Genomic DNA, 13,960 nt, shown 5'->3' on the forward strand with positions numbered 1-13,960 from the left:
CCTACGGCGTGCGCCGCCGCAGCGTGAGCGACGCGAGGATCAGCGCCCCCACCGCGAACGCGACGACGACGAGCAGCGGCCCGAACACGTCCCAGCCGTCGTCCCCGGCGGTGACCGCGTTGATCGTGTCGATCGCATAACTCAGCGGCAGGATCTTCGAGATCTGGTACAGCGCGTCGGGCATGTCCTCGCGGGGCATGAACAGGCCGCCGAGGATGATCTGCGGGAACACGATCAGCGGCATGAACTGCACGGCCTGGAACTCGGTGCGGGCGAAGGCGCTCGCCAGCAGTCCGAGCGCGGTGCCGAGGATCGCGTCGACGACCGCGACCAGACCGAGCTGCCACAGCTCCCCGTCGACCTGCAGATCGCACACCCACACGGCGAACGTCACGGTGATCACGGCCTGCAGCGTCGCCATGAGCCCGAATGCGAGCCCGTAGCCGAGGATGAAGTCCGCCTTGGCGATGGGCGTCGTCATGAGCCGTTCGAGCGTGCCCGAGCGACGCTCGCGCAGCGTCGTGATCGAGGTGATGAGGAACATCACGATGAACGGGAACAGCGCGAGGATCGGGCCGCCGAACTGGTCGAAGACGCCTTCCTGGTCGCTGAACAGCCACGCGAACAGGCCGACGAGCAGGCTCGGAGCGATGAGCATCAGCGCGATCGAGCGCGGGTCGTGGCTCAGCTGGCGGAGCACCCGCCCCGCCGTGGCGAACGTGCGCACGCCGTTCATGACGCGTCCTCCCCCGAGGGCGGCATGGGTTCGGGATGCTGCGCGTGCTCGCGCGCCTCGCGGCGGGTGAGCGGGTGCGGTTCGCCGGCCTCCTCGCCCGGCGTCCCCGGCAGGCCCTGAGCCTGTCGAACGGAGTCGCGCTCGATGAGCGCCAGGAAGGCGGCATCCGGGTCGGGCGTGCCGGTGTCGGCGAGCAGCCCGTCGGGAGTCGTGTCGGCGATGATCCGGCCGGCGCGCATGAGGAGGAGCCTGTCGCACCGCAGCGCCTCGTCCATGACGTGGCTCGACACGATGAGCGTCGTGCCGGCGTCGGCGAGCCCGCGGAACACGTCCCACAGCTCCGACCGCAGCAGCGGGTCCAGCCCCACCGTGGGCTCGTCGAGCACGAGCAGTTCGGGGGTGCCGAGCATCGCGACAGCGAGCGACACCCGGGACTCCTGGCCGCCGCTGAGCGAGTCGATGGTCTGGTCGCGCTGGTCGGCGAGGCCCACCTCCGCGATGACCCGGTCGATGTCGCTGCGAGGTGCGCCGAGCAGCCGGGCGAAGTAGCGCAGGTTCTGGCGGATGGTGAGGTCGCCGTAGACCGACGCGGCCTGGGTGTCGTACGAGACGCGGTGTCGCAGCGCCCGCGATCCGGCCGGCTCGTCCAGCACCTGCACCGTGCCGCCGGCGACCTTCTGCACTCCGACGATGGAGCGCATGAGGGTCGTCTTGCCGCATCCGGAGGGTCCGAGCAGGCCCGTGATCTGCCCGCGCGGGATGTCGAGGTCGAGCCCGGCGAACACCTCGGTCCTGCCGCGCCTGACCTGCAGCCCTCGGATGTGGACGGCCTGTGCCGTCGCGATGTCGCTCACACCATGAATCATGCGCCCGCAGAGGCCATCGCGGCCAGATGCTCCGCGACGGCGCGCCGCGGGCACGGATCGACGGGCCGCGTCACCAGCGGTTGTGGACCTCTTCCGCCCACCCCAGGATCCCGTCGAACTCGACGGTCTCGCCGCCGGGGATCGCGAACGTCCCCGACCAGTGCCCGAAGCACTGATCGGTGCGCGACGAGATGATCGCGAGGTCGGTGCGGGTGGTCTTGTCGAAGAACGGGGTGAAGGATGCCGCCAGCCCGCCACCCGTGATCCGCCATGGCCTGCGCCAGTCGGCGATGGCGTAGTCCCACGCGAGCTCGTCGTGGATCTTGTGCAGGCGGCCGTCGACGAAGAACGCGTTCTCGGTGGAGCCGGTTCCCTCGGTCCAGCGGCCACCGACCTGGATGCCGATCGTGCGACCGTGCGAGACGCCGGAGCCGGCGCCCCAGTTCCACGCGATGTCGTAGGGCCACCGGCCGCGGCCGTGATCGAGCACCGCCCACGACTGTCCTGCAGGGACCTCGTGCGTGATGCCGTCGACAGTGACGGAGCCCGAGGCCGGGCGTGCGACGTCCTTGACCGTGTACTGGAATCGCGTGCGGCTCCACGGCACCACGACGGCGAGGCGCTCGTGGCCCTCGGGGAGCTCGGCGAACACGTCGAACGAGGCACCGGGGATGCGGGCGCGCAGCCGCGTGCCGCCGGGCTCCCCGCTCGTCGACGCAGTCACGTCGATCTCGAGGTCCTTCGCGCGGGCGCGCGCCGGGCCGCTCCCGACGTTTGCCGGCAGTTCGGCCCCGCGGGACGGGACCACCGTCGCCCCCTTGTCCCACGTCTGCTCGGTGGCGCGGTCGAACACCCACACCTCGTGGACGGCGGCGTAGTCGATCGACGACACGGTGAGCGCGAGGATGTGGGTCGGCGTCGTGACGTTCCAGTACTCCCACCGCTTGTTGCGGCCGAGGCCCCGGCCGATCCCGGACGTGTCGACGATCGGCTGCCGCGCCCACCCGATCGCCTCGGGGTTCACCTGCCCGTTCGGCAGGGTCAGCGACACGGGGGCGGTGAGCTCGCGCTCGGTCATGCGGGGTCCTTCCCGGGGCTCGGGGACGCGGCATCCCGGAGCCGGTCGTTGATCGCGCGCATGACGTCCTCGGGAACCTTCACGAACCGCCGATCGTACGTGACGAGCCCGTTGACCTCCTCTTCGACGTCGGCGAGCTGCGTGTACACGGTGGCGGCGAGCCCGCGCGCGATCGCCGGCGCGATCTCGCGGTCGTGCAGCCCCTCCAGCGCCGCGACGAGCTGGTCGCGCGACCGGTACTTCTTGTAGCCGAAGGTGGTCGGGCTCCACGTGTGCTGCGGCACCGCGAGGCTGTAGCCGCCGTACTCGGTGAGCGCCAGCACCCGCCCGTCGCCGCGGGGCGCCTTCACCGGGCGGAAGTAGATGTGCAGGCTGCGCAGGTCGCCCGCGCCCTGGTCGTGCCACCCGCTTGCGTGGTCGACGGGCCGGGTCGGGTCGAGCTCGCGCACGACGCCGGCGATGCGGGCCGCGTCGAACTGCCCCCACCCCTCGTTGAACGGCACCCACAGCGACAGCGAGGGGACGCTGCGCAGGTGCTCGATCATGTCGTGCAGCTCGCGCTCGAACGCGGCCCGTCCGGCCTCGTCCGCACGCGCGAATCGCGCGTGCCGGCGGTCGTCGAGCGTCGGCGAGGCGATGGCGGGGGCGCTGACGACCAGCGGGTTGTACGCGGCGCCGCCGCTGACGGCGTCCTGCCACACGAGCATGCCGAGCCGGTCGCAGTGGTGGTACCAGCGCAGCGGCTCGACCTTGATGTGCTTGCGCAGCATCGTGAACCCGAGCCGCTTCGCCAGGCGGATGTCGTACTCCAGTGCCGCGTCCGAGGCCGCGGTGTACCCGCCGTCGGGCCAGTACCCCTGGTCGAGCAGGCCGACCGGCAGGTGCGGCCGGCCGTTCAGCAGCAGTCGCGTGAAGCCCCGGTCGTCCACGCCGACGCCGAACGACCGCATCCCGACGTAGGACTCGACCAGATCGTCGCCGAGCGTCACGCGCACGCCGTACAGGAAGGGGTCCTCCGGGCTCCACGGGCGCACGGCCCCGTCGAGTGCGACCGAGGTCGCGACGCCCACCGGAAGATCGATGGATGCCGCCACCCGCTCCCCCTCGAGCACCTCGACCCGCGCGGTCCCGGCGCCGGCCGCGTGGTCGCTGTGCACCGTCACCTCGACGGCTCCGGCATCGAGGTCGGGGGTGAGCACGAGCCGGTCGACCGCGACGCGCGGCACGATCTCGAGCCAGACCGTCTGCCAGATGCCCGACTGCGGCGTGTACCAGATGCCGCCGGGGCGGCTGGTCTGCTTGCCGCGCGAGAGCCACGAGGCATCCGTGACGTCGCGCACGGCGACGACGAGGTCGTGGACGCCGGACTCCGCGCCCGCGGCGAGCGCCGCGGTGACGTCGAGCGCGAACGGCAGATAGCCGCCGGTGTGGCCGCCGACCTCGACCCCGTCCACGGCCACGCGGCAGGACTGGTCGACCGCGCCGAAGTGCAGGATCGCACGCTCGTCGGCGCGCAGCGCGCGCGGCAGAGCGAGCTCCCGCCGGTACCAGAGCGTCTGATCCGCACGCAGCGCGCGCCCGACGCCCGACAGCGCGGTCTCGGGTGAGAACGGCACGACGATGCGGCCGTCCCAGGTCGTGGGCGGTGCCGCGGGGTCGTCCACGGCGAGCGGGTCGGCACCGTCAGCCTCCGGTCCCTGGGCCTGCCGAAGCGGCGTGATGGCGTAGTCCCACCGCCCATTGAGATTCGTCCAGTCCCCGCGCACCAACTGCGGGCGGGGGTACTCGGGCAGCGGGGCATCGGACTCGAGCCCCTCGGCCCACGGGGTGAGGAGGGTCATGCCTGGGCCGCCGTGACAGCGCGATCGGCGGCATCCACGGTCCGTCGGTCGTGGCGGCGCAGCAGCAGCACGGGCACGACCACGAGCACCGCGACCACGGCTGCGGCGGGGAAGATCCAGGGCGTCGGCACCTGCTTGACCACGCCCAGGTCGACGTAGGTCTCGGCCGCGCCGACGATGACCGCGGCGCCGATGAAGGGACCGGCGACCATCGGGATCAGCACGGCGGCGATCATGCGAAGCCCCTGCACCATGCCGACGCGGTCGGTCGGCGTCGCGTCGCGCACGCTCGCCGAGATCGCCGCGATCGACAGCATGAAGCCCGCCATCATGACCGTGCCGGCGACGATCACCGCGACCATGTCGCGCACGAAGAACATCGCCACCAGGCCCACGACGAGGAGCGCGACCGCCGGGAGGATCGCACGCACCTTGCCGACCCGGTCGATGACCCGCCCGCCCAGCACGCTCGCGATCGAGGCGAGGATCAGCACGCTGCCGAGCACGATCGCATAGCCGTCGATGCGCAGGTACCGCTGGATGTAGATGATCAGGTACGGGATGAACACCTGCGTGCTCGTGCCGACGACGGCGTAGGCGAGCAGCAGGAGGTAAAGGCGTGGGTTCGAGCGGATCGTGCCCGGGCGCAGCCCGTGCACGACGGTGGCGAGGTACGCGCCCTGCGCCGACTCGATGCGCGCGGGGTCGCGCACCAGGAACCACGCGACGACGCCGACCGCGGCGGTCACGAGCCCGACGATGCCGAAGAAGAACGTCCACTGCCCGGCCTGCGTCAGCGAGTCCAGTGCCCCGAACACGACCAGCATGCCGATGAGCGGCATGATCGCGAGCACGCCGTCCACGCGGCCGCGGTTGGACGGCTCGGTGGACTCGGTCACCCACGCGTTGAAGGCCGCGTCGTTGGCACCCGAGCCGAAGAACGACATGACGCAGTCCAGGGCGACGATCGCGACGACCGCCGTGCCGACCGCGAGCGCGGCATCCGCTCCCGCTGCCGGCTGCACGAAGCCGAACGTCGCGGTGGTCAGGCCCCACAGCACGTACCCGACCGCGATGAACGGCCGGCGTGTGCGTGCGCGGTCCGACCACGCGCCCACGAGCATCGTGGCGAGGGTCGCCGCGACGGCGGAGGCCGCCACGAGCGTCGCGATGACCGTGGGGTCGGCGGTGATCGTGTCGTACACGAACACGTTGAGGTACATGTTCTCGACCGTCCAGGCGAGCTGGCCCACCAAGCCCAGCACGACGACCGTCACCCAGGTGCGGGCGGAGAGGGCCGCGGCGCGCGACGGCGCGACGGCAGGGGATTCTTCGGGCATCGGCATCCTTGCTGACGTTCCGGGGGACATTGTCCGGTAGTTCGGGCGCTTCGATCCTAGGCCGCATATCCTGGCGCCATGCACACGCCAGATCGGGCCCGGCTGCAGGTGGTGACCGGGCCGATGTTCGCCGGCAAATCCGAGGAGCTGATGCGCCGCGTCCGCCGGGCGCGCATCGCCGGGCTGTCGGTCGAGCTCGTCAGCCACGCGCTCGACGACCGCCGCGGCACGGGCCAGGTGAGCTCGCACTCCGGGCTCAGCGTTCCCTCGCGCAGCGTCGCCGACGCCGGGGCGCTCGTGGCCGCGACGCGCGGACGGGACCTCGACATCGTGGCGATCGATGAGGCGCAGTTCTTCGGCCCGGCGCTCGTCGCGGCCGTGGACGAGCTGGTCGCCGACGGCGTCACGGTGGTCGTCGCCGGGCTGTGCGTCACCTTCGACGGTCAGCCGTTCGAGCCGCTGCCGGCGCTCATGGCGACCGCCGAGGACGTCATCAAGCTCACCGCGGTGTGCGCGGTGTGCGGCGCGGATGCGGTGTTCCACCAGCGCCTCGCTCCCGGCGAAGTCGCCGACGCGCGCGTGCCCACCGCCGAGCAGGTCGGCGGCATCGAGTCGTACCAGGCGAGGTGCCGGCGGCACTTCACGGGCGGACCCGTCAGCACTCGATGACGTTCACCGCGAGGCCGCCCTCGCTGGTCTCCTTGTACTTCGTCGACATGTCGATGCCGGTCTGACGCATCGTCTCGACGACCGCGTCGAGCGACACGTAGTGCGATCCGTCACCACGCAGCGCCAGGCGCGCGGCGGTCACGGCCGTCGACGCGGCGATCGCGTTGCGCTCGATGCACGGGATCTGCACAAGCCCGCCGACCGGGTCGCAGGTGAGCCCCAGATGGTGCTCCATCGCGATCTCGGCGGCGTTCTCGATCTGCCGGTTGGTGCCGCCCATGACCGCGGTCAGCCCGCCCGCCGCCATCGCGCAGGCCGACCCGACCTCGGCCTGGCATCCCCCCTCGGCACCCGAGATCGACGCGTTGGCCTTGAAGAGCGAGCCCAGCGCCGCCGCGGTCAGCAGATAGCGACGGATGCCGCGCCGCCGGTTCGCGTCGGCCACCTGCTCGTCGTCCCACGCGCCGGATTCCGCAGACTCGGCGACATGGCCGTCGTAGCCGAGCAGCGCGCTGCCGACCAGTTCGCCGTACGGCGTCACGGCGTTGCCCGAGCCGAGCCCCGAATCGGCGAGGAAGCGCCACCAGTACATCGCGACGGCCGGCACGATCCCGGCCGCGCCGTTGGTCGGTGCCGTCACCACCCGGCCGCCCGCGGCGTTCTCCTCGTTGACGGCGAGCGCGAACGCTCCGAGCCACTCGCCCGGGAGCTCGCGCCGCCCGTCGGCCTCGGCGGTCTCGAGCTGTGCGCGGATCGACGATGCGCGGCGCTTGACCCCGAGCATGCCCGGCAGCACGCCGTCGGCGTGCAGCCCCGCTTCGACACAGCCGGCCATCGCGTCCCAGATCGCGTCGAGCCCGGCGGCGACCTCCTCCTCGCCGCGCATGGCCGACTCGTTGAGCCGCGCCGCCTCGGCGATCGTGAGCCCCTGCTCGTCGCACAGGTGCAGCAGCTGCTCGGCGGACGCGAAGTCGAGCGGATACGCGTGCGCCCGCACCTGCGGCGCCTCGCCGTCACGGCGGATGAAGCCGCCGCCTACGGAGTAGTACGTCTCGCGGGCGATCAGTCCGGCGTCCGACTGCTGGCGCGGCGCCTCTTCGACGGCCGCCCCGGTCGAACGGATGCCGCCGGCCGACGCCTGCGCGCGTTCCGGGCCGTCCTCGGCCCCGGCCCACGCCTCCAGCGTCATCGCGTTGGGGTGTGCGGGCAGGCGCGTCCGCGGCGCGAACACGACGTCCCCGCGATCGAACAGCACGGGGTGGCTGCCTGCCAGGTCGAGGTGGCGCCCATCGGGCCAGCCGGTCCACGCCGAGCGGACAGCATCCGGATCCACCGTCTCGGGCTCGAGCCCCTGCAGTCCCGCGACGACCGCGTCGGGGGTGCCGTGACCGATGCCGGTGGCGCCGAGCGAGCCGTACAGCGTGCAGGTGACGCGGCCGACCTGCGGCAGCACACCGGACTCGCGCAGGCGGACGGCGAAGTCGTGGGCGGCCCGCATGGGTCCGACCGTATGGGAGCTCGAGGGTCCTACACCGATGGAGAACAGCTCGAACGCCGAGACATAGGCGCTCATCCCTCTCAGGCTACGCCGCGTGGGCAGGCACTCTGCGCACCGTTATGGATTCGAGAGCGGCAGGATGCGGCATCCATCACGATCCGGTGGCGCACAGTGCGCGACTGAAAGATCACGCGCGCGGTACGAACGAGATGAGACCGACGGTGTTGCCCTCGGAGTCCTTCACGAAAGCCTGCCACTCGTCATGGCCGGCAGGACCGAGGGCGTCGTCCTCGTGCGCGAAGATCACGTGCGGGGCGGACACGACCTCGACCTCGGCGCCGAGGCGGTCGAGCGCCGCCTGCACATCGTCCACCCGGAGATACAGCAGGGCGGTCGGCGCGTTGCCGTCCAGCAGCAGCCGCACCCCGTCGAGGTCGAAGAACAGCAGCCCGGGAGGATCGAACCGCGCCCTCGCCGGCGTGCCGAGGAGGGTCTCGTAGAACGCCGATGCCCGGTCGAGGTCATCGGCGTGCTGGGCGACCTGCAGGAGTCTCATGGCGACATTCTGGTGCGCGCGTGCCTCTGGCGCACCTGCCCATCCGTGCGGTAGGCAGAGAGGGCAACGCTTACGAGTCAGGGGGCCGCCGATGCTGTTCGTTCTCTATCTGATCCTGCTGGTCGGCGGGATGGTGCTGCTGGGGATCTCGTTCGCCTCTCCGCTGCCCGCGCTCATCTTCGTCGCGGGCCTGCTGTGCGTCGTGCTCGCCGTTGCGCTGCCCATCTCGGCGGGGGCCTTCGAGCAGCGCAAATAGGCGGGTCGCCCCTCGGCGCGGCAAACCGGCTAGGCTCGGGAACTTCATCTGTCCGGCCGAGGAGGTCTGCCCGTGTCTGTTGTGGAAGAGCCGATCTGGCTCACGCAGGACGCCCTGCGTCACCTGGAGGAGGAGCTCGACGCGGTCGTGCGCGAGGGCGCCGACGACGACCAGGCGCAAGCGCGCGCGATCGAACTGCGCGGCATCATCCGCCGCGCGCAGGTCGGGACCCGCCCCGACGACGGCGTCGTCGAGCCCGGCATGCGGGTCACCGTCGAGTTCGCCGCGGACGGTTCGCACGACACGTTCCTGCTCGGCTCCCGCGCCCTGCTCGGTGCGGACGGCGACGTCGCGGTGTACTCGCCCGAGTCGCCGCTCGGCCAGGCGATCGCCGGCCTGCTCCCGGGCGACCGCTTCGAGTACCGCGCCCCGAACGGCACCGCCGTCGCCGGCGCGATCGTCGCTGCCGTCCCGCACGCCTGACGCGCACAGCGTGACCGGCCCGGCCCCGGCGGGACGGCCGGTCCGACCGTCCTACGTTCCCGCGACTCCGAGCTGGCTCATGAGCTCGAACCCGGTGTCGGCTCCCGCGTACTCCACGAACCGCCCCTTGGCGACCCGGTACATCGAGAACTCGGCGACATTGACGTGCCGCCGCGTCGGCGCGATGCCGCGGAACTCCCCGAGGTGCGTGCCGCTCCCCCGCACATGCGCTGCGATGCGGTCATCCTCCACGATCAGCTGGATACGGCGCCAGCGCCAGTCCGGGAACCCGCGGAACAGGTCGTCGAGCTCGTCGATCCACGCGTCGACACCGCCCGGCAGGTGCGAGCGACGCACGGCCGCATCGACGAACGACCGGATCGCGGCGAGGTCGTGACGGTTGCACGCGTCGAGGTAGTCGGCGTACCACGCATGCATCTCCCACGGCTCCACCCCCTCATTATCCGGGCCGGTCCGCAGGACGCCTGCGCAGACGGTGCAGCACGCGGTGAACCGATCATCGACTCTTCGTCGCGGTGACACGCCGTAGTGTCGCAGCTTCATGCGAGAATCTCGCCCGACGGACGGCGGGAGGCACGGCATGCGGGGCGAGGCGACCGTGCTGCACGCCGACCTCGACGCGTTCTACGCGTCGGTCGAGCAGCGCGATGCCCCGGAGCTGCGCGGCCGGCCCGTCATCGTCGGCGGCGGCGTGGTGCTCGCCGCGAGCTACGAGGCCAAGGCCCGCGGCGTACGCACGGCGATGGGCGGTCGGCAGGCGCGTGAGCTGTGCCCGGATGCCGTCGTCGTGCCGCCGCGCATGGAGGCGTACTCGTCGGCCAGCAAGGCGGTCTTCGCGATCTTCCGGGACACCACGCCCCTGGTCGAAGGGCTCTCGATCGACGAGGCGTTCCTCGAGGTCGGGGGCCTCAGACGACTCGTGGGCACCCCGGAGCAGATCGCGGTGCAGCTGCGCCAGCGGGTGCGCGCCGAGGTCGGGCTGGCGATCTCGGTCGGCGTCGCCCGCACCAAGTTCCTCGCCAAGGTCGCCAGCGCGGTGAGCAAGCCCGACGGCCTGCTGGTCGTCGAGCCCGAGCGCGAACAGGAGTTCCTGCTGCCCCTGCCTGTGGAGCGGCTGTGGGGCGTGGGCGCCGTGACCGCCGAGAAGCTCCACCGTCTCGGCATCCACACCGTCGGACAGCTCGCCGAGCTCGAAGCCGCCACCGCCGAGCGACTGCTGGGCAGGGCGGCGGGCGCCCACCTGCACGCCCTCGCGCGCCTGCGCGACCCGCGCCCGGTCGACACCACGCGCCGCCGCGGCTCGATCGGCTCGCAGCGCGCGCTGGGCAATCGTCCGCGCACGCCCGACGAGCTGGAGGTCATCCTCACCCAGATCGTCGACCGGCTCGCCCGGCGCCTGCGCGACGGGGACCGGGTGTGCCGGACGGTGGTGCTGCGCCTGAGGTTCGGCGACTACGCCAAGGCCACCCGTTCCCGTTCGTTCCGCTCGCCGACCGATCGCACCGCGTTGATCCTCGCCGTCGCGCAGGGGCTGCTCGCCGCCGCGCAGCCCGAGATCGGCGAGCGCGGCATCACGCTGATCGGCGTCTCGCTGTCGCAGCTCGGTCGGGTCGACAGCGTGCCCCCGGAGCTGCCGATCGACTGGGACGACGGGGTCCGCCTCGACACCGTGCTCGATGCCGTGCGCGACCGCTTCGGCTCGGCGTCCGTCTCACGTGCCGCGCAGCTCGGGCGTGACCCCGGCTGGTCGACGCCGGTGCTGCCCGAGCACGAGTGACGCCGGCGCGGCGATGTCGTGGGCCCCGCCTACCCTGCTCTCATGGCGGAGCGCGTCGAACTCTGGTGGGCCCGGCGCCAGTTCTCCAAGGGCGCCGAGGTGCCGTATCCGGTGGGGAGCTACCGCGAGGCCTGGTCGCCGTTCCCCGCCCTCATCCGCCAGTACCACCCCGAGCTCAACGCCGGCATCGCGCTCACCCAGATCCCGCCGGCGGCGGACGTGCTGCTGCTGTGGCAGTGCGAGGCCGGCCATAAGTTCGCCGCCACGCCCGACGAGCAGCGCCATCGGCCGGGCCGCGAGCGTCGGCGCTCCGCCTGGTGCCCGGAGTGCACCGAGGCCGCCCGGCCCGTGCGCGCACTGCCGATGCGCGATGTCGTGACCCTGCCTGGCTCCCCCGTCCCGGCTGGGCCCACGCGCCCCGAGGCTCCGCTCGACGCGGCAGCGGCGAGTGGCGCGGGCGTGGGGACGATCGCGAACCCGGTCGGACGCGTGGTGCTGCGGCCTCGCCGGCCTCCGCGCACGGTGCAGCTCTGCCCGAAGACACCGGACGTGCCGGTCGGCGAGGCGTTCCTGTCCGAGTGCGCGCCGAAGCCGACATCCGCCGTCGAGGCGCAGCTGCGTTCAGACCTGTTCGCGCGGATGCCGCTGACGCCGGGACTCAACGCGGTCCGCGTGGCGCGCCCGTTCTTCGATCACCTCGAGGTGTGGCCCGACATCCTGCTCCCCGAGCTGAGGGTGGCGGTCGAGTACGACAGCACCGGCCGGCACGGACTGGAGCACGTCGGCAAGCGCGAGGACGCCGACCGCCGCAAGGATCGCGCGCTGCGTGCCGCGAAGTGGGAGGTCGTCCGGATCCGCACCGGCAGACTCGCACCGCTCGGACCCCATGACCTGCAGATCGCCGCGTGGAACCGGAAGGCGCTGGAGCGGCTGATCGACACGCTGAGAGACATCCGGGGTCCGCTGCTCGTCGATCCCTACCTCGCCTGACCGGCCTCGCGCGATCGCGGTGGCGACGGCCCCTTCTGCTCCGATTCCCCGATCATCGCGAACGCCTCCGGGGATAGTGTCGTATTCGAGCGTCGCCGTTCGTGGATGAGGTGTGGGACCTTCTGGCCGCCACACCCCGGGAGTCCACGCCACGGCTCTCGTCCGATGAGAGGAGACGACAATGCCGAAGTATCTGATCGCATTCAACGACGAGTGGGTGCCCGCGCACACCGCCGACGAGCTGCATCGCAAGAGCGAGGCCTCGAAAGCCGTGCTGGAGGAGATGACGGCCGCCGGCGTCTTCCTCTTCGCGGAGGGAGGCATCGACGCCTCGACCGCCGTCTGCAGCGTCGTCAGCAAGGACGGCGAGCCCGTGTTCACCGATGGGCCGTTCGTCGAGACGAAGGAGCACCTCGGCGGATTCACCGCCATCGAGGTGCCGGACGACGAAGCCGCCCGGTACTGGGCAGGGCGACTGGCCGTGTCGCTGGACTGGCCTCAGGAGGTCCACCGTTTTCCGTCCGGCATGGCGGAGATCGTCGACCGGCACGCGTCCGCGAGTGCGTGAGGTGACCCGGACCCCGCGGGAGTCGTGACCTCGTCGCCCGCCGAGGAGGCCATCGCCCGCGCCCACCGCGAGGAGTGGGCGCGGCTGGTGGCGGGCCTCGCCCGTCGCTTCGGTGACCTCGGCCTTGCCGAGGACGCCGCCGCCGAGGCGTTCGTCGCCGCGGTCGAGCGCTGGCCGCGCGACGGCGTACCGCCCAACCCCGGCGCCTGGCTCACCACGACCGCGACGCGCAAGGCGATCGACCGGCTGCGCCGGGAGTCCCTCCGCGACGTCAAGCACCAGGCGGCCCAGATGCTGTCCGACGACACCCCACCCGAGCCCAGCGGACCGGTCGAGGACGACCGCCTCCGGCTGGTCTTCACCTGCTGCCACCCGGCCCTCGCGATGGAGGCCAGAGTGGCGCTGACTCTGCGTCTGCTCGGCGGGCTCACCGTCGCCGAGATCGCGCGCGCCTTCCTGGTGCCCGAGACGACGATGGCGCAGCGGATCACGCGCGCGAAGGCCAAGATCAAGGCCGCGCACGTGCCCTACCGGGTGCCGGCTGCCGACGACCTCCGGGAACGGCTGGCGGGAGTGCTCGCCGTGATCTACCTGGTCTTCAACGAGGGTTACCTGTCCAGCGCGGGCGCCGGCCTGCTGCGCGCCGACCTCACCGAGGAGGCGATCCGTCTGGGCCGCCTGCTGCACACGCTGCTGCCCGACGAGGGCGAGGCGACCGGCCTGCTCGCCCTGATGCTCCTCATCGACGCCCGGCGCGCCGCGCGGGTGTCCCGCGCCGGCGAGCTGGTGACCCTCGACGAGCAGGATCGCAGCGCTTGGAACCGCGCTCTGATCGCGGAGGGGCATGCCCTGGTGCGCGAGCGGATCACGGCGGTCGCTGCCGGCGACGGGCAGGTGGGGCGCTACCAGCTCCTCGCGGCGATCAACGCGGTGCACACGGACGCGCCGTCGGCGCGCGACACCGATTGGTCCCAGATCGTCGCCCTCTATGACCGCCTCGTCAGACTCGACGCATCGCCGATCGTGCGGCTCAACCGGGCGATCGCGGTCGCCGAGGTGGATGGCCCCGACGTAGCGCTCGCCGAGGTCGACCGGCTCGGCGAGGCCCTCGACGGCTACCACGCCTTCCACGCCGCGCGCGCCGATCTGCTGCGGCGCGTGGGACGAAGCAGCGAGGCACGGACCGCGTACGACCGAGCGCTCCAGCTCGCCGGCAACCCTGCGGAGCGGGCGTACCTCACTCGTCGACGCGATCAGCTCGTGTCGTGACCGTCGGAGGCC

15 protein-coding genes are annotated in these 13,960 nt (G+C 72.1%); 7 read left to right on the plus strand and 8 right to left on the minus strand.

Going from position 1 to position 13,960, the window contains the following annotated elements; all coding sequences use genetic code 11:
* Position 1: 1 nt before the first annotated feature.
* The 5 genes from ABEA46_RS14140 to ABEA46_RS14160 form a co-directional block, all read right to left on the minus strand.
* Positions 2-736, minus strand: coding sequence for an ABC transporter permease (locus tag ABEA46_RS14140; protein WP_345545190.1), 735 nt, complete (start codon positions 734-736; stop codon positions 2-4).
* Positions 733-1,590 (minus strand): ABC transporter ATP-binding protein, encoded by an 858-nt coding sequence (locus ABEA46_RS14145; RefSeq protein WP_345545191.1) that lies wholly within the window; start codon positions 1,588-1,590, stop codon positions 733-735. The genes ABEA46_RS14140 and ABEA46_RS14145 overlap by 4 nt, the downstream gene beginning before the upstream one ends.
* A gap of 82 nt (positions 1,591-1,672) precedes the next feature.
* Positions 1,673-2,680, minus strand: a complete 1,008-nt coding sequence (locus tag ABEA46_RS14150) for a DUF2804 domain-containing protein (protein ID WP_345545192.1) — start codon at positions 2,678-2,680, stop codon at positions 1,673-1,675.
* On the minus strand, positions 2,677-4,521 hold the full coding sequence (locus ABEA46_RS14155; protein WP_345545193.1) for a glycoside hydrolase family 2 protein: 1,845 nt from the start codon (positions 4,519-4,521) through the stop codon (positions 2,677-2,679). Before ABEA46_RS14155 ends, ABEA46_RS14150 begins: the two co-directional genes overlap by 4 nt.
* A complete protein-coding gene (locus tag ABEA46_RS14160; protein ID WP_345545194.1) occupies positions 4,518-5,861 on the minus strand; it encodes an MFS transporter in 1,344 nt (447 codons plus the stop codon). The genes ABEA46_RS14155 and ABEA46_RS14160 overlap by 4 nt, the downstream gene beginning before the upstream one ends.
* A 78-nt stretch (positions 5,862-5,939) precedes the next feature.
* Here ABEA46_RS14160 and ABEA46_RS14165 point away from each other — a divergent pair, with 78 nt between their 5' ends.
* Positions 5,940-6,530 carry a thymidine kinase gene (locus ABEA46_RS14165; RefSeq protein WP_345545195.1) on the plus strand — a complete coding sequence of 197 codons (591 nt, stop codon included), beginning with the start codon at positions 5,940-5,942 and terminating at the stop codon, positions 6,528-6,530.
* Here the strand turns inward: ABEA46_RS14165 and ABEA46_RS14170 are convergent.
* Both ABEA46_RS14170 and ABEA46_RS14175 read right to left on the minus strand, forming a co-directional pair.
* A complete protein-coding gene (locus tag ABEA46_RS14170; protein ID WP_345545196.1) occupies positions 6,517-8,103 on the minus strand; it encodes an L-serine ammonia-lyase, iron-sulfur-dependent, subunit alpha in 1,587 nt (528 codons plus the stop codon). The genes ABEA46_RS14165 and ABEA46_RS14170 overlap by 14 nt on opposite strands.
* A 112-nt stretch (positions 8,104-8,215) precedes the next feature.
* Positions 8,216-8,584, minus strand: coding sequence for a VOC family protein (locus ABEA46_RS14175; RefSeq protein ID WP_345545197.1), 369 nt, complete (start codon positions 8,582-8,584; stop codon positions 8,216-8,218).
* Positions 8,585-8,675: 91 nt separating this feature from the next.
* Here ABEA46_RS14175 and ABEA46_RS14180 point away from each other — a divergent pair, with 91 nt between their 5' ends.
* Both ABEA46_RS14180 and ABEA46_RS14185 read left to right on the plus strand, forming a co-directional pair.
* A complete protein-coding gene (locus ABEA46_RS14180) occupies positions 8,676-8,840 on the plus strand; it encodes a hypothetical protein (RefSeq protein ID WP_345545198.1) in 165 nt (54 codons plus the stop codon).
* A 72-nt stretch (positions 8,841-8,912) separates the two neighbouring features.
* Positions 8,913-9,323 (plus strand): GreA/GreB family elongation factor, encoded by a 411-nt coding sequence (locus ABEA46_RS14185; RefSeq protein ID WP_345545199.1) that lies wholly within the window; start codon positions 8,913-8,915, stop codon positions 9,321-9,323.
* A 51-nt stretch (positions 9,324-9,374) separates the two neighbouring features.
* Here ABEA46_RS14185 and ABEA46_RS14190 read toward each other — a convergent pair whose 3' ends face one another.
* On the minus strand, positions 9,375-9,776 hold the full coding sequence (locus tag ABEA46_RS14190) for an ester cyclase (protein WP_345545200.1): 402 nt from the start codon (positions 9,774-9,776) through the stop codon (positions 9,375-9,377).
* Positions 9,777-9,924: 148 nt separating this feature from the next.
* On the opposite strand from ABEA46_RS14190, the gene dinB reads away from it, so the two are divergent.
* The 4 genes from dinB to ABEA46_RS14210 all read left to right on the plus strand — a co-directional run bounded on the left by dinB (position 9,925) and on the right by ABEA46_RS14210 (position 13,948).
* Positions 9,925-11,121, plus strand: coding sequence for a DNA polymerase IV (dinB, locus tag ABEA46_RS14195; protein ID WP_345545201.1), 1,197 nt, complete (start codon positions 9,925-9,927; stop codon positions 11,119-11,121).
* A gap of 42 nt (positions 11,122-11,163) precedes the next feature.
* On the plus strand, positions 11,164-12,111 hold the full coding sequence (locus ABEA46_RS14200; protein ID WP_345545202.1) for a zinc-ribbon domain-containing protein: 948 nt from the start codon (positions 11,164-11,166) through the stop codon (positions 12,109-12,111).
* Between the two features lie 181 nt (positions 12,112-12,292).
* Complete coding sequence (locus ABEA46_RS14205; RefSeq protein WP_345545203.1) at positions 12,293-12,679, plus strand: YciI family protein; 387 nt, start codon at positions 12,293-12,295, stop codon at positions 12,677-12,679.
* A gap of 24 nt (positions 12,680-12,703) precedes the next feature.
* The gene (locus ABEA46_RS14210; RefSeq protein ID WP_345545204.1) at positions 12,704-13,948 is read left to right on the plus strand and encodes an RNA polymerase sigma factor; all 1,245 of its coding nucleotides are present in this window, start codon (positions 12,704-12,706) and stop codon (positions 13,946-13,948) included.
* Positions 13,949-13,960: the final 12 nt, after the last annotated feature.

Source organism: Microbacterium jejuense (genome assembly GCF_039544225.1).
GTDB classification, from domain to species: domain Bacteria; phylum Actinomycetota; class Actinomycetes; order Actinomycetales; family Microbacteriaceae; genus Microbacterium; species Microbacterium jejuense.

Excerpts from the sequence above, each read along its gene's own strand:
- ABEA46_RS14155 (WP_345545193.1), bottom strand. The coding sequence starts at position 4,521 with ATGACCCTCCTCACCCCGTGGGCCGAGGGGCTCGAGTCCGATGCCCCG.
- ABEA46_RS14160 (WP_345545194.1), bottom strand. The coding sequence starts at position 5,861 with ATGCCCGAAGAATCCCCTGCCGTCGCGCCGTCGCGCGCCGCGGCCCTC.
- ABEA46_RS14200 (WP_345545202.1), top strand. The coding sequence starts at position 11,164 with ATGGCGGAGCGCGTCGAACTCTGGTGGGCCCGGCGCCAGTTCTCCAAG.
- ABEA46_RS14175 (WP_345545197.1), bottom strand. The coding sequence starts at position 8,584 with ATGAGACTCCTGCAGGTCGCCCAGCACGCCGATGACCTCGACCGGGCA.
- dinB (WP_345545201.1), top strand. The coding sequence starts at position 9,925 with ATGCGGGGCGAGGCGACCGTGCTGCACGCCGACCTCGACGCGTTCTAC.
- ABEA46_RS14140 (WP_345545190.1), bottom strand. The coding sequence starts at position 736 with ATGAACGGCGTGCGCACGTTCGCCACGGCGGGGCGGGTGCTCCGCCAG.
- ABEA46_RS14165 (WP_345545195.1), top strand. The coding sequence starts at position 5,940 with ATGCACACGCCAGATCGGGCCCGGCTGCAGGTGGTGACCGGGCCGATG.
- ABEA46_RS14205 (WP_345545203.1), top strand. The coding sequence starts at position 12,293 with ATGCCGAAGTATCTGATCGCATTCAACGACGAGTGGGTGCCCGCGCAC.
- ABEA46_RS14180 (WP_345545198.1), top strand. The coding sequence starts at position 8,676 with ATGCTGTTCGTTCTCTATCTGATCCTGCTGGTCGGCGGGATGGTGCTG.
- ABEA46_RS14150 (WP_345545192.1), bottom strand. The coding sequence starts at position 2,680 with ATGACCGAGCGCGAGCTCACCGCCCCCGTGTCGCTGACCCTGCCGAAC.
- ABEA46_RS14170 (WP_345545196.1), bottom strand. The coding sequence starts at position 8,103 with ATGAGCGCCTATGTCTCGGCGTTCGAGCTGTTCTCCATCGGTGTAGGA.